Origin of the sequence: Nocardiopsis sp. NPDC006938 (assembly GCF_042869555.1) — a bacterium.
Taxonomy (GTDB): domain Bacteria; phylum Actinomycetota; class Actinomycetes; order Streptosporangiales; family Streptosporangiaceae; genus Nocardiopsis.
Window position 1 is genome coordinate 227,173 of sequence record NZ_JBIAGA010000002.1, and the last position, 20,029, is coordinate 247,201.

At 71.9% G+C, this 20,029-nt stretch carries 17 protein-coding genes; 13 read left to right on the forward strand and 4 right to left on the reverse strand.

Annotation, left to right across the window (positions count from 1 at the left end):
* The 7 genes from ACFYL4_RS03970 (at nt 1) to ACFYL4_RS04000 (ending at nt 10,405) form a co-directional block, all read left to right on the forward strand.
* Nucleotides 1–1,584 carry an Hsp70 family protein gene (locus tag ACFYL4_RS03970; RefSeq protein WP_357757444.1) on the forward strand — a complete coding sequence of 528 codons (1,584 nt, stop codon included), beginning with the start codon at nt 1–3 and terminating at the stop codon, nt 1,582–1,584.
* A gap of 41 nt (nt 1,585–1,625) precedes the next feature.
* A complete protein-coding gene (locus tag ACFYL4_RS03975; RefSeq protein ID WP_387516241.1) occupies nt 1,626–4,325 on the forward strand; it encodes a fibronectin type III domain-containing protein in 2,700 nt (899 codons plus the stop codon).
* A gap of 6 nt (nt 4,326–4,331) precedes the next feature.
* A complete protein-coding gene (locus ACFYL4_RS03980; protein WP_387516243.1) occupies nt 4,332–5,537 on the forward strand; it encodes a hypothetical protein in 1,206 nt (401 codons plus the stop codon).
* Nucleotide 5,538: 1 nt separating this feature from the next.
* On the forward strand, nt 5,539–7,980 hold the full coding sequence (locus tag ACFYL4_RS03985; RefSeq protein ID WP_387516245.1) for a hypothetical protein: 2,442 nt from the start codon (nt 5,539–5,541) through the stop codon (nt 7,978–7,980).
* Complete coding sequence (locus ACFYL4_RS03990; protein WP_357757433.1) at nt 7,981–9,624, forward strand: hypothetical protein; 1,644 nt, start codon at nt 7,981–7,983, stop codon at nt 9,622–9,624.
* A gap of 11 nt (nt 9,625–9,635) precedes the next feature.
* The gene (locus ACFYL4_RS03995) at nt 9,636–9,845 is read left to right on the forward strand and encodes a hypothetical protein (protein ID WP_357757886.1); all 210 of its coding nucleotides are present in this window, start codon (nt 9,636–9,638) and stop codon (nt 9,843–9,845) included.
* 146 nt (nt 9,846–9,991) lie between these two features.
* Nucleotides 9,992–10,405 carry an SRPBCC domain-containing protein gene (locus ACFYL4_RS04000; RefSeq protein WP_387516248.1) on the forward strand — a complete coding sequence of 138 codons (414 nt, stop codon included), beginning with the start codon at nt 9,992–9,994 and terminating at the stop codon, nt 10,403–10,405.
* 11 nt (nt 10,406–10,416) lie between these two features.
* On the opposite strand, the gene ACFYL4_RS04005 is transcribed toward ACFYL4_RS04000, so the two are convergent.
* Nucleotides 10,417–10,812: a metallopeptidase family protein gene (locus ACFYL4_RS04005; RefSeq protein ID WP_357768713.1), complete on the reverse strand. Its 396-nt coding sequence runs from the start codon at nt 10,810–10,812 to the stop codon at nt 10,417–10,419.
* A gap of 206 nt (nt 10,813–11,018) precedes the next feature.
* Here ACFYL4_RS04005 and ACFYL4_RS04010 point away from each other — a divergent pair, with 206 nt between their 5' ends.
* From ACFYL4_RS04010 to ACFYL4_RS04025, 4 genes are all read left to right on the forward strand, one after another.
* Nucleotides 11,019–11,420: a DUF3499 domain-containing protein gene (locus tag ACFYL4_RS04010; protein ID WP_357768715.1), complete on the forward strand. Its 402-nt coding sequence runs from the start codon at nt 11,019–11,021 to the stop codon at nt 11,418–11,420.
* Between the two features lie 89 nt (nt 11,421–11,509).
* Nucleotides 11,510–12,880, forward strand: a complete 1,371-nt coding sequence (locus tag ACFYL4_RS04015; RefSeq protein ID WP_357768717.1) for a phosphomannomutase/phosphoglucomutase — start codon at nt 11,510–11,512, stop codon at nt 12,878–12,880.
* A gap of 45 nt (nt 12,881–12,925) precedes the next feature.
* A complete protein-coding gene (locus tag ACFYL4_RS04020) occupies nt 12,926–13,102 on the forward strand; it encodes a Trm112 family protein (protein WP_357768719.1) in 177 nt (58 codons plus the stop codon).
* Nucleotides 13,103–13,276: 174 nt separating this feature from the next.
* Nucleotides 13,277–14,581, forward strand: a complete 1,305-nt coding sequence (locus ACFYL4_RS04025) for a protein kinase (RefSeq protein ID WP_387516251.1) — start codon at nt 13,277–13,279, stop codon at nt 14,579–14,581.
* Nucleotides 14,582–14,628: 47 nt separating this feature from the next.
* Here the strand turns inward: ACFYL4_RS04025 and ACFYL4_RS04030 are convergent, their stop codons facing one another.
* Nucleotides 14,629–15,759 (reverse strand): hypothetical protein, encoded by a 1,131-nt coding sequence (locus ACFYL4_RS04030; RefSeq protein WP_357768723.1) that lies wholly within the window; start codon nt 15,757–15,759, stop codon nt 14,629–14,631.
* 83 nt (nt 15,760–15,842) lie between these two features.
* Nucleotides 15,843–16,307: a MerR family transcriptional regulator gene (locus ACFYL4_RS04035; protein ID WP_357768725.1), complete on the reverse strand. Its 465-nt coding sequence runs from the start codon at nt 16,305–16,307 to the stop codon at nt 15,843–15,845.
* 129 nt (nt 16,308–16,436) lie between these two features.
* On the opposite strand from ACFYL4_RS04035, the gene ahcY (ACFYL4_RS04040) reads away from it, so the two are divergent.
* Nucleotides 16,437–17,870, forward strand: coding sequence for an adenosylhomocysteinase (gene ahcY, locus ACFYL4_RS04040; RefSeq protein ID WP_357768727.1), 1,434 nt, complete (start codon nt 16,437–16,439; stop codon nt 17,868–17,870).
* A gap of 17 nt (nt 17,871–17,887) precedes the next feature.
* On the forward strand, nt 17,888–19,147 hold the full coding sequence (ahcY, locus tag ACFYL4_RS04045; RefSeq protein ID WP_357768729.1) for an adenosylhomocysteinase: 1,260 nt from the start codon (nt 17,888–17,890) through the stop codon (nt 19,145–19,147).
* On the opposite strand, the gene ACFYL4_RS04050 is transcribed toward ahcY (ACFYL4_RS04045), so the two are convergent.
* Nucleotides 19,123–19,950, reverse strand: coding sequence for an RDD family protein (locus ACFYL4_RS04050; protein ID WP_387516254.1), 828 nt, complete (start codon nt 19,948–19,950; stop codon nt 19,123–19,125). The genes ahcY (ACFYL4_RS04045) and ACFYL4_RS04050 overlap by 25 nt on opposite strands.
* Nucleotides 19,951–20,029: the final 79 nt, after the last annotated feature.

Sequence of the window (20,029 nt, forward strand, 5' to 3'; positions counted from 1 at the left end):
TTGAGTGACAGCGTGTACGGAATCGACCTGGGTACGACGTACTCCGCCATTGCCCGGATCAATGATCTCGGGCAGGCCGAAGTCGTCCCCAACGTCGACAGCAACCCGACGACCCCCTCGGTGGTCTACTTCGAGGACGGCAACAACATCGTCGTCGGCGAGGAGGCCAAGCGTGTACAGCGTTCGGCGCCCGACCACGCCTGCTCCCTGATCAAACGCCACATGGGTACCCCCTACCCGCTGGACTTCCACGGCGAGCGGTACACGCCGGAGAGCGTCTCCGCGCTGATCCTCAAGGAACTGGTCGCCACGGCCAACAGCGAGAGCGGCCAGGACGTCACCAAGGTCGTCATCACGGTCCCCGCCTACTTCGGGGTCAAGGAGAAGGAGGCCACCAGGCAGGCCGGGCAGATCGCGGGCCTGGAGGTGGTCGGCATCGTGACCGAGCCGGTGGCCGCCGCTCTGTCGCTGGGCATCCGCGGGGAGAGCGCCGAGACCGTCCTGGTCTACGACCTCGGCGGCGGGACCTTCGACACCACGGTCATGCGGGCGGAGGCGGGCCGGGTCGAGGTCGTCGCCGTCGACGGCAACAAGTCCCTGGGCGGCGCGGACTGGGACACCGCCCTCTCCCAGCTGATCGTGGAGAAGTTCGTCCAGGCGGCCGGCCTGGGCGAGGAGGACCCCATGCTGGAGGAGGAGTTCGAGGCCGAACTCCTCGGCCAGGTCGAGGAGACCAAGAGGTCCCTTACCAAGCGGGAGAAGGCGACGGTCCGCTGCCGTTACCAGGACAAGGACGAGAAGGTCGAGGTCACGCGGGACGAGTTCGACTCCGTCACGCGCCACCTCGTCGGGCAGACCCTGGAGATCGCCCAGCGCACCGTGGCCACCGCCCAGGGCAAGACGCCGGGCCTGACCATCGACCGCGTGCTGCTGGTCGGCGGCTCGGCCAAGATGCCCATGATCGAGACCGCTCTGCGCGAGCAGCTCGGCTGGGACCCGGCCCGCAGCGACTTCGACCTGGCCGTGGCCAAGGGCGCCGCCATCTACGGGCAGGCCGCCGTGGACGAGGTCCTGTCCACCGACGGCTCGGAGGTGGAGGTCGCCCCGAACGCGGAGCAGAAGTACTTCCTCGGCGGGGCCAAGGCCCTGAGCGTCACGAACGTGCTCTCGCGCGGCCTCGGTGTGCGCTTCCTGGACCCGGACAAGGACGAGGAGTACATCAGCTTCCTCGTGCACGCCAACGACTCCATCCCCGTACGGCTCGACCCCATCACCGCCCTGACGCTCCAGGACCGGCAGAAGGAGGTCTCCATCGCGCTCTTCGAGCAGGGCGGCGAACTGGAGTCCCCCTCGCCGGAGGACAACCAGCTCCTCCAGGAGAAGTCACTGGAGATCCCACCGATGCCCAAGGAGTCCCCGGTCGAGATCACCCTCACGGTGACCGCCGAGGGCCTGGCCCGGGTCACGGCCTTCGAGCCCACCGGCAACCGGACCATCGACGTCGAGGCCCAGGTGTCGGTGCTCTCCGAGGCCGAGGTCGAGCAGGCGGCCAAGCAGGTCTCCGGTCTCGCGCTGCGTTCCTGACGCGGCCGGAGAGCGGTTACCGGAGGGACGGGGAGGCAGGGGTGGCGTTCGACGCCAAGCAGTACAGGAAGACGGTCCTGATCCCGCTGGAGAAGGACAAGGACCGGATGGCGGTGCTCCAACAGGCCATCCGGGACGTCCAGGGAGAGGACGGGGCGACCGCCCTGGCCCGGTTGGACGTGGCCGGGATGTTCGCCGTGGAACCCTCGATGACCGGGGCCGAACTGGAGCGGCACCTCGGTAGCGTCGAGGCGGCCTTCAACAGTCCCTCGATCAAGAACAGGCGGTCGGCGCAGCTGCTGAAGAAGCTGCTGGAACTGCTGCGCACGTCCGGTGCGGCCGTCGCCGATCCCGCGTTCTGGTCCGGGATGTCCCGGGCCAGGACCGAGGCCGTGCGCGCGCAGCTGGACGGCTTCGCCCGGGCGGTGGCCCAGGAGCACCCGCTCCGGGTGGTTCTGCCCGAGCAGGTGAGAGAGTTCGCGGCCGGTACCGGCCTGGGCGGGGTGTCCGAGGACGACCTCGCCGACGCGCTCTCGGCCCACGGTGTGCGGGTCGCGGCCGACTTCGAGGTGCCCAGGGTCCGGGTGCCCGCCGCCGTGCGCGTGGTGACCGACTACCCGGAGTTCCGGACCCTGGTGGACGTGGTGACCCGCCCCGAGCGGCCCGAGGGGATCAGGGTCGTCGACGAGCTCGCCTTCGGTGAACCCGCACGCGTGCTGGGCCCGAAGGACGTCGCCCGGGCCCGGGAACTGCTCCAGCAGCAGGAGGCCCGGGTCGAGGAGGGGGCCCGCCAGGCGGCCCAGAACGGCCTGGCGGCTTTGGCCGAGTGCGCGTCCCCCGCCGACCTGCACGCCCTGGTCCTGTCCTCCCTGGCGGAGACCGTGGAGGGCCTGCTGCGGCGCGGTCAGCCACGCGTCACCGTCCACGAGGAACTGTGCCGGCGGGGGTTGGACCAGACCGACGCCGCCCGGTTGGTCACCAAGCTGTCCGCCTCCACGAAGGTCCTCAGCGCGAACGACGTCGCCGAACGGCTGGCCGACGGTGCCCTCGGCGAGGCGCGCCGACTGCTCGACAGCCTCCCCGAACCGGAGGAGGACGAACGCGCCGAGCGGGAACGCCTCGCCCGGCGGGTCGAGGAGGCCGAGCGCAAGAAGGGGCGCAGCGTCGTCCGCTACGACGCCGCCGTCAAGCAGGGCGACTACGCGGCCGCCGCGGCCGCCCTGCGCGAGGCCCTGTCCGTCGACACCCGCGACGAGGAGCTGCGCAACCGGCTCCAACGGTTGCCCCCGCTTCCCCCGGCGAACCTGTCGCTGAGGGCGGACGGGCGCGCGCTCGTCGCGTCGTGGAGCGCGGACGGGGAGGGCACGGCGCGCTACGCCGTGGTCCGGACCACCGGCGGGGTCCCGGCCAACCCCCGGGACGGCGAACTCCTCGCCGACGGCCACACCGGCACCGTCTTCAGGGACGAGCGGGTGCCGGTCGGCACCCGGGTGCGCTACTCGGTGTTCGCCACCCGGGACGGAGTCCTCCACTCGGCTCCGGCGACGGACACCTGTGAGGTCCTGCCCCCGCCCTTCGACCTGGACGCCTCCGCCGGTTCCTCACAGGTGTCGCTCTCGTGGGGGGTGCCGTCGGAGGCCCTGGGCGTCGTCGTCACCCAGACGGCGCCCGACGGCACGCGCACGACGCACCGCCCCACGGCGCCCGGGCAGACGACCGTCACCGGTCTCACCCTGGGAACCAGGTACCGGTTCTCCGTCGCGGCCGTCTACCTGTCCGACGACGGCCGACAGCGCGAGTCGGCCGCCGTCACCGCGGACGCCACCCCCCGGGGCGCCATCCGGGCGGTGGACGACCTGCGGATCGACTCCTCTCCTGACGGTCACCAGGCCAGTTGGGGAACGGTCACCGGTTACCCGGTCGAGGTGTGGGCCCTACCGCCCACCGCACGGATCGAACGCGGGACCCGGCTGCCCCGGGCCCGGCTGACCGGCATGGGCGGCCGAAGGCTCACACTGCGCCAGGACGGCGGGGCCGACGGGCGCACCGTGTGCTCGTTCGACCTCCTGCCCGAGGTCAGCCTGCTGGTTCCCGTGACCGTGGACGGTGACGGCGGCCTGGTGGGTACCGCGCGGATCACCGGCTCCGCGCCGCAGGTGCGCACACCGACCGCCGAGAGACTGGGCGGCGAGCTCAGGCTCTCCTGGGAGTGGCCCGAGGGCGACCACCAGATCGAGGTCGCCTGGCGGGCGGGCGGCCGACCGGTCACCCGCCGTGTCTCGCGGACCGCCTACAACGACGGCGGCGGGGTGCGCGTCCCGGACGCCGACTCGATCAGCGACATCACCCTGTCCACCGTGGTGCGTGCCGGGGACCGGGAGTGGTCGTCCGCGGCCGTCCCCGTCCCGCTGAGCGGTCCCGCCCCCAAGGTCCGCTACTCACTGGAGGTCAAGCGCTCCTGGATGGGCGGAAAGGGCTCGGTGAGGGTGACCGCCGAGTCCCCCGACTTCCGAGGAAGGGTCCCGGCCGTCACGGTCCTCAAGGAGGCGAAGTTCATGCCGGGCGACGCCTCCGACGGAACCGTGGTCGACCGCCGGGAGCTGGACTTCACCGACCGCGACTCGCTCTCCTACGAACTCCGGCTCGGCAGGGTCGCGTCACCGTTCTGGGTGCGGGTCTTCGTCGAGCCGGGAAGCGGCGCCCGGTTGCAAGATCCCCCGACAAGCCAGATGCGAGGCTGAGGCGCAGTGCTCTTCACAACGACGGCCCCGTGCCCGTACTGCTACACCGAGATCAACCCCCGAAAGCTCGCCTACCGGTGCTCCGGACGGCACTCCGCCGGCCGGACACCCTGCGAGAAGCGGGTCGACCCCGCCCGCAGCAGGCACTTCAACGACACCAACGGGTACTGGCCCGTCATCGGGGAGGAGAAGGGCAACCTCCTGCCCGGGGTGCCCAGGCCCTCCCTCTCCGGCAACTGCGAGAACTGCGGGTCCGAACCCGGCCCGCCGGTGTGCCCCGAGTGCCACTCACTGCTGCCCTCCGAGTACGGCGCCGACTCGGCCCTCTTCGGCATGGTCGGCGTGCGCGGGTCCGGCAAGACCGTCATGCTCTCGGTCCTGGACGCCGAGCTCCAGACCTCCGTCGCCGACCGCTTCGACGCGGCCATCGACGCCCCGGGCGGCAAGTCCGGGCTCACCCGGGACCTGCGGGTCTACCACCAGCTCATGAGCGGGGGCGGTGGGACCGTCCCCGGACAGACCCAGGAGAACCGCAGCGGACGCAAGGAGCCCGCGGTCTACTCGTGGCGGTACACGAAGAAGGGCCCGCTGGGGACCTCGCGGACCGCCTCCACGGTCTTCTCCTTCTACGACAACGCGGGTGAGGACTTCGCGACCACCGACGCGGCCCTGACCCAGCGTTACTTGGGCGCCACCTCGGGCGTCATCCTGCTGTTGGACCCGTTCGGCTTCCCGGAGAACCGCACGCGTGCGGAGGCCAGGGGAGCCGGGTTCGTGGAGACCGGGCCCGAGGAGGTGGTCGACGCCATCACCTCCGTCCTGCGTTCGACCGGAGGCGTCAAGCGCACGAAGAAGATCCGGCAGCCCATCGCGGTGGTGGTGTCCAAGATCGACGCCTTCTTCGACCAGATCGACGAGGACCACCCGCTGCGCAGCCCCTCGTCGAAGCGGCCGGTGTTCGACGAGTCCGAAGGGCAGACCGTGCACGACCACGTCGGGCTGCTCATCCAACAGTGGGGAGGCGCGGGCCTCCTTCGGAAGCTGGAGCACAACTACAGCTCCTTCCGGCTCTTCGGAGCCTCGGCCCTGGGGGCGGAACCGGACTACGCCTCCCAGCGCGTGAACCAGCGCGGCCTCCTGCCCCACCGCATCGCCGAACCACTGCTGTGGCTCATGGCCACGCGCGGCTTCATTCCGTCGACGGGAGCGTGAGATGGGTTTCGAGACAGCGACCTACACCGACGTCACGGCGGGCGAGGCGATCGACGGCGTCGACGGCTTCAACTTCCAGGCGGTCTCCCCGGGGCTGACCGGGGTGGACCGCCAGCGCATCCGGGAGGGGCTGCTCCACCGGGTGGTTCCCTCCTGGGACCTGGGGCACGATCCGCTCGACCACCCGCCCACGTGCGCCTTCGAGGTTCGTGACGGGCGCAGCTACCTCTCCCGGGGCCGGTCCACCGGTATCACCAACAGCGGCCGTCCCGGCAACCAGGTCACCCAGGTCATCGCCACCTCCGACCCGGGCGACTTCGTCCCCTACCGGCCGGCCCAGCTCTACGGCGCCCTCCAGTGGAATCTGGAGAAGGCCGCCGGACCCGCCCCCGAACCGTGGGTGACCCCGCTGGAGGTCCGACCGGAGTTCGAGGTGGACGCCCTCCAGGAAATGGTCACCGGTGACGAGTGGGCGGCACGCGTCCTCCCGCACTACCTGACGATGATCGACGCGGCCCTCGGACCCGCCCCGACCAAGACGGTGCTGCTGCACGACGACCTCGACGAGGTCATGCGGTGGATCGCGCTGGGAACGCTCTTCGTGGAGTCCGAGCGGGCCCGGACCCTCGGGTTCAGGGCCCTGGTGGACGACCCCTGGCGGACCGACGCGGTCCTGGTGGGGGTGAGCCCCGGGTTCGGCGCCGTCGACCTCGGCTCCGCGAACGTCCTCGACCTGCGCGACCGCACGGTCCCGGACCTCGAACCCAGCGAGGTCGCACGGGCGCGCGCCGCCCTGTTCCGCGACCACGACGCGGCCGACGCCCTCACCGCGGTGGAGGTCGCACGGCGCTGGGAGACCACCCTCGGCGCCGAGCTGGCCAACGACGCCGCCCGGCTGGTCGCGGTACCGGACCCCGACACCGACGGTGCCGGGGCGTGGCGCACCGCGGTCTCGGCGATCGACCGGCTCGCCCGGGCCGGGATGGAGGACGACCTGGCCCTGTACGGCGAGGAACTCAGCGAGGCCTCCGTCACCTACGGCCCGACCACGGCGGAGGAGTTCACCCTGGCGGGAGGGGCCGTACGCCACGCGCACGGCATCGGAGCCGACGACGTGGCCCGCGGCGTGCTCCTGCCCGCGCTGGAGGCGCTCGCCGCCGCCCCCGGGCACGCCGGGGCCTTCGCCCGGGAGCTGTCCGGGGCCGCGACCCCGCTCGAGTGGGAGTCGGAGGAGGAGCGCGCGGCGGCCGGGGGGTTCCTGGGCACCGTGCTGGCCTCGGCCCCCACCGACTGCCTGGCCGACCTCTTCGGCGCGGCCGGGGCCGTCGGAGCCCCGGTCACCGAGGAGGCGCGGGCGGAGGCGGCCGATAACCTCTCCGCGTTGTGGCTCACCGACCCGGACCTGGGCCGGGACCGGTGGCGGTCGTGGCTCGGAGGGAAGGAGGTGGCGGCGGCCACCGCGCGGCGCCTCGGCGACGCCTTCCACGCCAACGACGAGCGGGCCGTGGAGTCGCTGCTGCGGGGGGACTGGGACTTCCTCGTGGCGGAGGCCGGTAGCCCGGAGCTCCGTGGCTGGGTCGAGGCGGGCCGGATCAGCCGTCTGCCCGTGGCCGAACGCCGCGAGCGGATCGTCCGCTCCCTCACCATGCCCGCCGAGGCGTGGCAACTGGCCCTGACCGGCACCGAGGTACGGGACGACCCCGCCCTGTGGGCGGCCTGGGTCTCCCGCCACGGATACACCAACTCCCTCCAGGTCCGGGTGCGGACGGCTCTGGAGCGGGCCCGCTCGCCCTTCCGGGGAGCCCGGGCGGAGGCGACGGACTGGAGTCCGCTCCTGGAGGTCCTGGGGGACGCCCCGGACCGCGCGCTCGCCGAGGCTGCGGCGGAGTACCTCCGGGCCCGGGGGGTCCTGGAGGCCGCACGGTCCAAGAACCGTGACGAGGCCGACCAGACCCTGGAGACGGACCTGCTCCAGATGCGGCCGGTGGTGCCGTTCCTGCTGGCCGACATCGGCGCCCAGATCCTGCGCACCGACGACTCCCCCAGGACCGGCCGGGGCGGCGACGAGAGTGAGGGGGCCGACCGCGAACGGTCCGAGCGGGAGAGGGCCGACCGCGGCAGACGGACCAGAATGGTGCGCGCGGTCACTCCCTGGGGTCCGGCGGCCATCCAGGTCCACCTCGTGCGCCAGGCGGACCAGCGCCGGTCCCCGAGCGTGGTCGACCGCGCCCTGCGACTGCTCTCCGACTCCGACGCGTCGGTGGCGGAGGCGGCGGACGCGGCCCTGGCCCGGATCGCCGAGACACAGCCGGAGCTGATCCGCGAGGTCAGGGGCCGATTCCGGTTCCGCAGCGAACTGGACAAGTACCTCAAGGGGCGGTCGGACCGGTCGGGTGACCGTCGCAGACCGGGCAACCCCTTCGGTTGGGGGAGGGGACGGTAGATGCCTCAGCTCATCTTCATCCTGGCGATGCTCGGCCTGGGCTTCCTCGCCATCGTGGCCGTCATCTTCCTGGTCGTGTTCGTGGTGTGGACGATCGTCGCCCTCCTCGTGCGGATCTTCGCGTGGATTCTGGTCATCTGGCTGGGCTCGTCCCTGCTGGGGCTGGTGCTGGGCATCCTCAGGGGTGTCGTCCTGCCCCCGTTCGTGCTCGCGGGTCGCGAGGAGGAGGAACCCAGGATCGCCTCACCCGACGCCGTCGTGGCGGGGCAGGTGCTGGGCAAGGCGCCGCGCGGTCAGGCCAAGCACTCCGGCTGGGACCACGCCTGGCCCGTCTACATCCCGTACCAGTCCAAGCGGGACGCCAACGCGGTGCTGGCGGCGTCGAGGCGGATCGGCGGCGACGCCGTCCGCTTCCTCTTCGACGGGTGGATCATCGGGCTCCTCCTCCTGCCCGGCGTCATCGGCTACGCCCTCGGCGTGTGGCTCTCGGTCCTGAGCTGGTACCTCATCATGCGGGTCCTCGGCGGCGCCGTGCACCTCGTGCAGTGGTTCGGCATCCTCCTGTACCGCTGGTCCGGCCGACTGGCCCAGCGGCGCCGGAAGGCCGAGCTGCACTGCGTCAAGTGCTACCGGGCCACACCGATGCCGAGCTACCGGTGCGCCGACCCCGACTGCGGGACGGTCCACCACGACGTCCGCCCCGGCCCCCTCGGCGTCACCCACCGCCGGTGCGGGTGCGGGACCCGGATGCCGGTCACGGTCAGCAAGGCGGCCCGCCAGCTCACCGCCCTGTGCCCCTTCTGCCTGGGAGACGCCCCGGACGGAAGCGGAACCCGGCGGGTCCTTCCGCTGCCGGTCATCGGTGCCGTGAGCGCGGGCAAGACCCAGTTCCTGGCCACCGGGGTGGTCGAACTCGGTGAGCGGGCCGAGGCGCTGTCCGGCTCGCTCACACCGATCTCCCCTGAGGCCGAGGGGTTCGTGCGGACCGCCACCACCGCGGTCTCCCACGGCCGGAGGGTGGCCAAGACCGCCTGGGAGGACCGGCCCGAAGGGGTTCCGCTCGTCCTGTCCCTGCGGGGGCGCGAGGTCGAGGTCCACGTCATGGACGCCGCGGGGGAGAACTTCGTCAGCTGGGACCGGTCGCAGTCGCTGGGCTACATCGACACCGCCGACACCCTGCTGTTCGTCCTGGACCCCCTGGCGCTCCCGGAGGTGAACGAGCGCCTCCGGCGCGCCGACGAGGGGGACGCGGTCCCGCTGGCCCAGGGAGACCAGGAGGACGCCTACGCGAGCGTGGTCGACCGGCTCCGGGCCTCGGGGATCGGGCTGGAGGCCAAGCGTCTGGCGGTCGTCCTCACCAAGCTGGACGTGCTGCGGCGGGTTCCCGACGCCGGTGCGATCGACCCGGAGGACGGGGCCTCCGTCCGGGCCTGGCTGAAGGAGAACGGTGCGCGCGGATTCGTGCGGCGCATCGACCAGGACTTCCGGACCGCGCACTACTTCGCGGTGAACTCGCTGGGCGCGGCGGACGGACTCGACCCGTCCCATCCGGTCCGGGTCTTCGACTGGGCGCTGCGCGCCACCGATCCGAAGCTGGCCGTGCTGCCCACACGGGAGTCCGTGTCGGCGGGAGAGGGGGAGTGAGCGTGAAGGGGATGAGAGACGGTGTCCCGCTGGTCTACCGGACGTTCCGCAACTCGTGGACCGTCCTGCACGTCCTGCTCGTGGTCGCGGCGGGGGCGGCGCTGGTCTGGTGGTGGCGGGAGGGCAACCTCGTGGAGCTCCTGACCACCTTCTTCGACGGCCTGCTCGCCCTCCAGAGAAGCGTGGGCGGTCTGGTCCGCTGGCCCTGGAGCGGTTGGTAGCGCCCCCCGGGCGCACAGCCGAGGAGCCCGCCGGGGACCGCACGCGAGCGGTCCCCGGCGGGCTCCGGTGTCTTCCGGCGGCCGCGGCCGTACTGAACCGGGACGGGGGCGGGTACGGGGCCAGTGAGCCGTCGGACGGGGGAGACATGGGTGAGACCGAACTGCGCGCGCTGGGCGGAGACCGCTGGACGCTGACACTCGAACGCGAACTGGGCCAGCCGCAGGAGCGGGTGTGGCGGGCGGTCACCGAACCCGAGGGGCTCAACCGCTGGTATCCCCTGACAGTGGAGCGCCTGGACCTGTGGCCCGGGGGAGCCATCCTCCTGCGGGACGAGGAGGGCACGGAGACGACCGCCGAGGTCACCGAGGTGGAGCCCCGTCGCGTCTTCGCCTTCAGGGAGTTCGACGAGCAGACCGGTGAACACGGGATGCGCCTCACCGTCGACGGCGCACGACTGACCCTGGCCCACACCTTCACGGGGCGGGAGTGGGCGGAGCGTACCGCGACCGGCTGGCGGAGCTGCCTCGACGCGCTGGAACGCTCCCTCGGCGAGGAGTGAGCGCCCGGCGGTCAGTTCTCCGGGTCGACGGACTCGGGTTCGACCCCGAGGAGGTTGGCCACTTCCTCCACGACGGTCTCGTGGACGAGGAGCGCCATCTCCTCGGGGTCCTTGGTCCGGATCTCCACGGGGCGGCGGTAGACGATGATCCGGGCTCGGCCGGCCGGGTCGCTCTCCAGACGGGAGAAGGGGATCGCCTCGGTGAGGTCGCCGTGGGGCGGCACCGGGGGAACGTCCTCCACGAGGAAGTCGACGTTGGCCAGCTCACGCGCCCACAGGCGCTCCAGGCGCTCGACCGCGTCCAGGACGAGGTCGTCGAAGGCCTGCGCCCGGCTGCGGGAGACGGGCAGGTCGGAGGGGACGAGAGGACCACGGATACCGCGGCCCCGGCGGTCCCGGCGCCGCACTCTGTCTGGTTGGCCACTGGAAAGGCGCACGCGTCGCACACTTCGAGACTAAGCCATGACGCGCCCCGCGCGTAGTCCCGGACGCCCGGAAGAACGGCGTCCGGGGCCTTCGCGACCCTCCCGGGTCAAGAACGGAAGCCCGAAAACTGTGCGGGTCATGGGACGATGCTGGCGTGTCCCTCGGTAAAGGCATACAGTCGAACGCTGTGAGCCATGTTCGACGCTGTTCCCGCACCGCGTGCCGGCAGCCAGCCGTCTTCACGCTCACGTACGTCTACGCCGACTCCACCGCCGTCCTCGGCCCGCTCGCCGCCTACGTGGAACCGCACTGCTACGACCTGTGCGCGATCCACGCCGAACGGTTGACCGCGCCGCGCGGGTGGGAGGTCGTACGGCTTCCGGTCGAGACGTCGGGAGGAGGTCCCGGCAGCGACGACCTGGAGGCCCTCGCCGACGCCGTACGTGAGGCGGCGCGGCCGCCCGCGCGCCCGGAGCCGTCCCCCGGCGAACCCGTGGGGGAGGGTCACGAGACGCTGCGCCGCGGCCACCTGCGCGTCGTCAAGTCCGATCGGGGCGAGCAACGCCCGCCGCACCACCCGAACGGCTGACCCGGGCCGCTCTTGCTAGTTTTGTACGGCGCTCGACCAACGGGGCGCTGGACCGAATTCGTCGCAGGATCGACCTGGCCGGAGCAGACGTGGCTGACCTCGGAAGCATCTTCAAGGCATACGACGTACGCGGTGTGATCCCGGACACCTTCAACGCCGACATCGCCCGCGCGGTCGGCGCCTCGTTCGCCCGCGTCGTCGGCGGACCCGCCGTCGTGGTCGCGCACGACATGCGGCCCTCCTCCCCCGAGCTGGCCCGGGCCTTCGCTGACGGCGTCACCTCCCAGGGGGTGGACGTGGTCTTCGCCGGACTCGGCTCCACCGACCTCCTGTACTACGGGTCCGGCTCCCTCGACCTGCCCGGCGCCATGTTCACCGCCAGCCACAACCCGGCCGAGTACAACGGCATCAAGATGTGCCGCGCCGGGGCCGCGCCGATCAGCGCCGAGAGCGGCCTGGACGACGTCCGCGCGCTCGCCGAGGCGTTCCTGTCCGGCTCCGAGGACCCCGGCTCCCACCAGGGACCCGCGGGCACCGTGACCGAGCGCGACCTGCTCCCCGGCTACGCCGACTACCTCCGCCAGCTCGTCGACCTCTCCGGGTCGCGCCCGCTCAGGGTCGTGGTGGACGCGGGCAACGGCATGGGCGGCCTCACCGTCCCCGCCGTCCTCGAACAGGGGCTGCCCCTGGACGTCGTCCCCCTGTACTTCGAACTGGACGGCACCTTCCCCAACCACCCGGCCAACCCCCTGGACCCCGACAACCTCGTCGACCTCCAGGCGAAGGTCCGGGAGACCGGTGCCGACCTCGGCCTGGCCTTCGACGGCGACGCCGACCGCTGTTTCGTGGTCGACGAACGCGGCGAACCCGTCCCGCCGTCCGCCGTCACCGCGCTGGTCGCCTCCGAGGAGCTCAAGCGCGAGCCCGGTGGCACCATCATCCACAACCTCATCACTTCGGCGGCGGTGCCCGAGATCGTCACCGAACGCGGAGGCAAGCCCGTCCGCACCCGCGTCGGCCACTCCTTCATCAAGGCGACCATGGCCGAGACCGGAGCGGTCTTCGGCGGCGAGCACTCCGCCCACTACTACTTCCGGGACTTCTGGAAGGCCGACACGGGTATGCTCGCGGCCATGCACGTCCTCCGTGTCCTGGGAGCGGACCAACGCCCGCTCTCGCGGATCACGGAGGAGTACTCCCGGTACGCGGCCTCCGGAGAGGTCAACTCCGAGGTCGCCGACGCCGCGGGCCGTATGGCCGCGGTGCGCGCGGCCTTCGGGGACAGGGACGGGGTGACCGTCGACGAGCTCGACGGCCTCAGCGTCACCCTGCCGGACGGGGCGTGGTTCAACCTGCGCGCCTCCAACACCGAGCCGCTGCTGCGGCTCAACGTCGAGGCCCCGGACGACACCGCCGTGGCGCGCCTGCGCGACGAGGTCCTGCACCTCGTCCGCGGCTGACCAGGGTCCGCACCCCACACGGCCATCACACGAGGAACGAGAACCATGAGCACGAAGATCGACGGCTGGCTGCTGGAGATCCTGGCCTGCCCGCAGAGCCAGGCGCCGCTGCGCCACGACCCGGAGACCGACGAGCTGGTCTGCGACGAAAGCGGTCTGGCCTACCCCATCCGGGACGGCATCCCGGTCCTGCTGGTCGACGAGGCGCGCACCCTCTCCTGAGCGGGCGGAAAAGGTGGAGCGGGGACGGAACGAACCGGGCGTTCCGGTAGTCATATCCGGTACGACGGGTCAGGGACACCTGTGAGGGACGCGCCTGAGCGCGGCCCCACCCGGCGCCCCGTACCCGTACTCTGAAGTGCGCCCCCGCTCCAGCCACCTCCCAGGAGGACATCGATGCCCGGTCCCGAATCGCTACTGCCGAGCGACCCCTCCGCGTTCGGCGACTACAGCGTGACCGGACGGCTCGGCAAGGGCGGGCAGGGGATCGTCTACCTCGCCGAGGACGCCGACGGCGACCAGTACGCGGTCAAGGTCCTCAACGACCAGTGGTCCGCCGACGCCGACCTGCGCAAGCGGTTCGAGAAGGAGGTCCGGGCCGCCCAGCGGGTCGCGTCCTTCTGCACGGCGGCGATCATCGACGCCCAGCTCGACGACGACCCTCCGTACGTGGTCAGCGAGTTCGTCCCGGGCAAGGACCTCCAGGAGACGGTGACCAGGGACAAGACGGTCCGTGGCGCCGCGCTCCAGCGCCTGGCGGTCTCGACCGCCACCGCACTGGTGGCCATCCACAAGGCGGGGATCGTCCACCGCGACTTCAAGCCCGGCAACGTGCTGCTGGGGCCGGACGGCCCGCGCGTGATCGACTTCGGGATCGCCCGGGTCGACGACGGCACCGCCACCATGACCAACTCGATCGTCGGCACGCCCTCCTACATGGCGCCGGAGCAGATCGAGGGCCGCGGCATCACCGACAAGTGCGACATCTTCGCCTGGGGCTGCGTGATCGCGTTCGCCTCGACCGGGCGCGCCCCGTTCGGCTCGGACACCGTCCCCGCGGTGGTGCACCGCGTGGTGAGCGCCCCGCCGGACCTGGACGGCGTGGACGAGGCGCTGCGGCCGATCGTGGAGTCGTGCCTGGACAAGGACCCCCACCGCCGACCGAACGCGCAGACACTGCTCATGCGGCTGCTCGGCCACGACGGCCCGGCCCCCGCCAGCGGCGCCGAGGACGCGCTCAAGCAGGGCGAGCGGGTGGCCCAGACCGGTCTCCTCAACGGCAACCAACTGCCGCCCGTGCACCCGCAGTACCCGCACACCGGCGGACAGCCGGGCATGGGCTACCCGCCGGGCGTGTCCAACCCGGGCTCCTTCGGCGCACACCCGGGGACCTCCAACCCCCGCCTCGGGCAGATGGGCCACCCGATGAGCTCCGACCCACGGCACGGCGGTTTCGGCGCGCACCCGGGACTGTCGAACCCCCGCCCGGGCATGCCCGCTCCGCACCACCAGCAGCACGCGGCGCACCAGAACGCCAACCCCATGATGACCGGGGCGGTCAACCCGAACCAGACCTACGCGCCGCAGCGGCAGCCGAGCCAGCCCGACTCCCTCCTCCAGCAGGGCTGGGTGATCCCGGCGGTACTGGTCACCATCATCATCCTGCTGCTGATCCTGGTGCTCCTGGGCCTACAGAAATGAACCGCTCCCGGCCCCGCCCACCTTGCTCCGCCCGGTACTCCCTCCCCTCACACACGGGTGAGCGTGTCCACGGAGCGCGACACCGCCTCGTCGACGAGGTCCCGTACCTGCGGCCAGCGGTCGTCCACGCAGTCGGTGGGTAGCACGGTGACGCTGTCGCCTCGGTTGATCTCCCACACCTGACGCACCCCCTCCGAGGTGGTCAGGCGGGCGTTCGCGGTCACCGCCAGCACGCCCGAGGGCGGGCTGCCCACGTCCCGCACCACCACGTACAGGGCCAGCGCCGCCCCGTCCGCGGCCAGTTCCAGACAGCTCCACCAGTGCGTCGGGCCCTCCACCCGGTCACCGTCCCCCGAGGTCACCGTGGCGGTCGCGGCGGGGTCCAGGGCGCCCAGGAGGAGCGCGACCGAGCCGCGCCGGGAGCGGACGTGGTCGAGGACGCGACGCCGCGTCACGGCGTTCAGCGGGGGGACGGGGCCGTCGGCGGGAGCCCCGGAACCGGTGTGCCAGGCGAGTTCGTCACGCAGGGCGCTGGTGACCAGGCCCGCCAGGTGCGAGACGACCGGGGCCAGCCCTCCGTCGGGAACGCGTTTGTCCCCCGGGGCCGGCGGCGGTGACGACGGGTCCAGGAGCAACGGGGGCAGGTCGGCCCGCTGGAGGACGCGGGAGGCGAGCACCCACGGCAGCACCCAGTCGGCCCCGCCTCGGAGCGGCTCCCCGCCGGAGACCTCGGCGGCCACGCGCACGCACTCGGCGTAGGCGTGGGCGGCCCGCACCACCGGGTGGGCGGGCGCCGCGGCCGCCTCGGCCAGCCGGACCGTGTGCTCGGTGGACAGCACGGCCCGCAGGGGCCCGGAGGCCGTCCACGGGTCCTTCGGACCCCCGCTCAGGGCTGGGAGTTCGGCGACCCGCCCGGCGAGCGCCGCGACGTGCGGTCCGGTCAGCGGCTCACCGGAGACCGAGTCCCCGTTCAGCAGCAGCTCGGTGAGGTCGGCCCCGCCGCCCCACTCCCGGACGCGGTCGCGCGTCAGCTCCCGCCGCGCCGCCCGGTGCCGCTCGCGCGTGCGGTCCTGGCGCCGCTTGGCCCAGACCTCCCGGAGGAGGTCGACGTCCCTGAGTTCCTGGCGCACGTGCTCGGGGAGGGAGTCCCAGGGCGCGTCACCTCGTTGGCTGTCCACGGTCTCATCCGTAGCCCGTGGACTCTTTGCCAAAACATGCCGAAGGGAAGGTGCCGGTGACCGGAGGCGGCCGTGACCCTGTGTCAACCGGAGTGTGCGCCGCGCGTCCCCGTGTCCGTGCCGACCGGGCCGCCGGCGCCGGTCGGACGGCGGGCGAGCAGGAGGCGCATGGCCTTCTCCTTCTCGAAGTCCAGGGCGCGGGTGGGGGCGGCCGCCAGCCTGCCCAGGCGTTCGCCGTGCGCGCGCACCCGTGCGAGGACCTCGGGCTCGGCCAGGACCCGCAGGGCGAAGGCCAGTGCGGCGGGCGGGATGTCGAACTCGCGCTCCAGCTCCAGCCCGCCCGCGATCGTGCGCAGGTCCTCCTCGGTGAACCGGCGGTGCCGGTGGCCGCGACCCGTGGGCTGTTCCTGGGTACGGGGAAGCAGCCCGAGGCCCTCGCGGTAGCGCAGCATGCGGGCCGTGCTGCCGACCCGCTCGGCGGCCGCCGAGATGGGGACCGGCGAACGGGGAGGTCCGGGCGCGGTGGGGTCGTCGTCGAGGGCGGCCATGCACGTGACTGTAACCCACCATCGCCGCCGCATCGAGCGAATCTGACACTTCTGTGTGAGCTTTGTGTGCGGACGGTGGACGCGGGCCTAGAATCGGGTGGCAACCATGACTTGACGAGTGAGGAACGCATGGCTTTCGACTTCAAGGTCGCCGATCTCTCCCTGGCCGAGTTCGGCCGCGACGAGATCCGTCTCGCCGAGCACGAGATGCCCGGCCTCATGGCCACCCGCGCCGAGTTCGGTGACAGCAAGCCCCTCGCGGGTGCCCGCATCATGGGCTCGCTGCACATGACCGTGCAGACCGCCGTCCTCATCGAGACGCTCGTCGCCCTGGGCGCCGAGGTCCGCTGGGTCTCCTGCAACATCTTCTCCACCCAGGACCACGCCGCGGCCGCCGTGGTGGTCGGTCCGAACGGCACCGTCGAGGACCCCCAGGGTGTCCCGGTCTTCGCCTGGAAGGGCGAGACCCTGGAGGAGTACTGGTGGTGCACCGAGCAGGCCCTCACCTGGCCCGGCGAGGGCCCCAACATGATCCTCGACGACGGCGGCGACGCCACCATGCTCGTCCACAAGGGCGCCGAGTTCGAGAAGGCCGGTGCCGTCCCGGACCCCTCCACCGCCGACAGCGAGGAGTTCGAGGTCGTCCTCACCCTCCTCCAGGAGAGCCTCAAGAAGGACTCCGCCAAGTGGACCACCATCGCCCAGGGCATCAAGGGCGTCACCGAGGAGACCACCACCGGTGTGCTCCGCCTCTACGAGATGCAGCGTGACGGCAGCCTGTCGTTCCCCGCGATCAACGTCAACGACTCCGTCACCAAGAGCAAGTTCGACAACAAGTACGGCATCCGCCACTCGCTGCCGGACGGCATCATGCGCGCCACCGACGTCCTCATCGGCGGCAAGGTCGCCGTGGTCTGCGGATACGGCGACGTCGGCAAGGGTTCGGCCGAGGCGCTGCGCGGCCAGGGCGCCCGCGTGATCGTCACCGAGATCGACCCCATCAACGCCCTCCAGGCCGCCATGGACGGGTTCCAGGTCACCACGCTGGAGGACGTGCTGGAGGTCGGTGACATCTTCGTCACCACCACCGGCAACTTCAACGTGATCATGGCCGACCAGATCCTGCGCATGAAGCACCAGGCGATCGTCGGCAACGTCGGCCACTTCGACAACGAGATCGACATGGCCGGGCTGGCGAAGGTCCCCGGGATCACCAAGAAGGAGATCAAGCCGCAGGTCCACGAGTGGACCCAGGAGAACGGCAAGTCCGTCCTGGTGCTCTCCGAGGGCCGTCTGCTGAACCTGGGCAACGCCACCGGCCACCCCAGCTTCGTGATGTCCAACAGCTTCACCAACCAGGTCATCGCCCAGATCGAGCTCTTCACCAAGCCCGACGAGTACCCGACCGACGTGTACACGCTGCCGAAGATCCTCGACGAGAAGGTCGCCCGTCTGCACCTGGACGCGCTCGGCGTCAAGCTGACCGAGCTCACCAAGGAGCAGGCCGCCTACATCGGCGTGGACGTGGCCGGGCCGTTCAAGCCCGACCACTACCGCTACTAGGACGAGTCCCCTCCCAGATGACTCCTCCCTCACACGAGGTGGCGGACCTCGGCCTCGCGAAGGCCGGGGTCCGCCGTGTGGCGTGGGCCGAACGCTCCATGCCGGTCCTGCGCAGCGTCCGCGCCCGGTTCGCCGAGGAGCGGCCCCTCGACGGCCTGCGGGTGGCCGCGTGCCTGCACGTGACCGCCGAGACCGCCAACCTGCTCCGCGTGCTGCGCGCGGGCGGGGCCCAGGTGTGGCTGGCCGCCTCCAACCCGCTCTCCACGCAGGACGACACCGCCGCCGCCCTGGTGGCCGAGTACGGGGTGGCCGTGCACGCCTGGGCGGGCATGGACACCGCCGCCTACGACCGCAACCTGGTCACCGTCCTGGAGTCCCGGCCGCACCTGCTGCTGGACGACGGCTGCGACCTGGTGAACACCGCGCACACGCGTCCCGAGCTCCTCGACGGGGTGTTGGGCGGGTGCGAGCAGACCACCACCGGGGTGATCCGGCTGCGGCGGATGAGCGCGGAGGGCGAGCTCCGGCTGCCGATGGTCGCGGTCAACGACACCCGTACCAAGCGGATGTTCGACAACCGGTACGGCACCGGCCAGTCGACCGTGGACGGGGTCCTGCGCGCCACCAACACCCTGCTGGCGGGCCGGACCGTGGTCGTGGCCGGGTTCGGCTACTGCGGCCGGGGCCTGGCCGAGCGCTTCCGGGGCATGGGTTCCAACGTGGTCGTCACCGAGGTGGACCCGGTCAAGGCGCTGGACGCTGTGATGCAGGGGTACACGGTGGCCACCATGGAGACCGCGGCGGCGGTCGGGGACGTGTTCGTCACCGCCACCGGGAACCGGGACGTGATCCGCCGCGAGCACCTCGCGGTGATGCGCGACGGCGCGATCCTGGCCAACTCGGGCCACTTCGACCTGGAGATCGACCTGCACGCGCTGGAGTCGCTGACGGTGTCGGTGGACCGGGGCGTGCGTGAGCAGGCGGACGAGTACGAGTTCGCGGACGGCCGCAGGCTGCTCCTGCTGTCCGAGGGGCGCCTGGTCAACCTGGGGGCCGCGGAGGGCCACCCGGCCGCCGTCATGGACATGTCGTTCGCCGTGCAGGCGCTCACCACCGAGTGGCTGGCCCGGGAGCACGGCTCCCTCCGCCCCGGTGTGGTGGAGGTGCCCGAGGAGACCGACAACGAGGTGGCCCGCCTCGAACTCGCGGCACTGGGGGTGGGGATCGACGCCCTCACCCCGGACCAACGGGCCTACCTGAACTCCTGGCGCCCCTGAAACCCGCCCGGTCGGCCGTGGTTCATGGCCTCCAGGCTCCGGCGGCGACGTTCGGCCAGCACGGCCGCGAGGTAGTACGGCGGGGTGGTACCGGGCGGCGGCAGCGGGCTGACCTGCGCGGCCACCGCGTCCGCGAGCCGGGTGCCCATCTCGTGCCGGGTGTGCTCGGCCAGCTCGCCGTAGCGCAGCACGTACTGACGGGCGGCGTTGGCGGTCTCCGGGGAAAGACGGGACAACTCGATCGTCGCCGCCCACCCGGCCAGGTGCGGGGGCATCGGGACGGCGGTGTCGCGGCGGCGGCCGGAGCGCTCCTCGACCACCATCGTCCCGGCCACGAAGTCACCGACCCGGCGGCCGTCCCGGTTGATCATCGAGGTGACGAGGGCGACGACGCCGAAGGTCAGCCACAGCTCCACGAACCCCGAGAGGGCGCGGCCCAGCGCCTGCCGGAAGCGTTCGGGGGAGCCGTCGGTACCCACCACCCGCAGCCCCAGCGCCATTTTTCCCAGGGATCGCCCGCGCGAGATCGACTCGAACGCGGTCGGGTAGCCGACCATGATGAGGATCGAGGCGCCCAGGTAGATCGCGCTGGTCGCGGCGAAGTCGACGGTGACCCCGATCCAGGACGCCACCACACCCAGGGAGATCAGGGCGATGACCTGGAGCAGGAAGTCGATCGCGTAGGCGGCGGCGCGCGTGGCGAACCCGGCGGGGCGCAGTTCGAGCACGACCGCGTCACCCGTGACCAGCGGCGTCGTGCCGTACACGTCGTCACGGGTCTCGCCACCACCGGGATAGGACACCAGCGCACGCTCCCTTACCGGGTGTCTGAAACCGTCCCCTTGACACTACCCGCCCGCGCGTGGCGGCGTTCGCACCCGT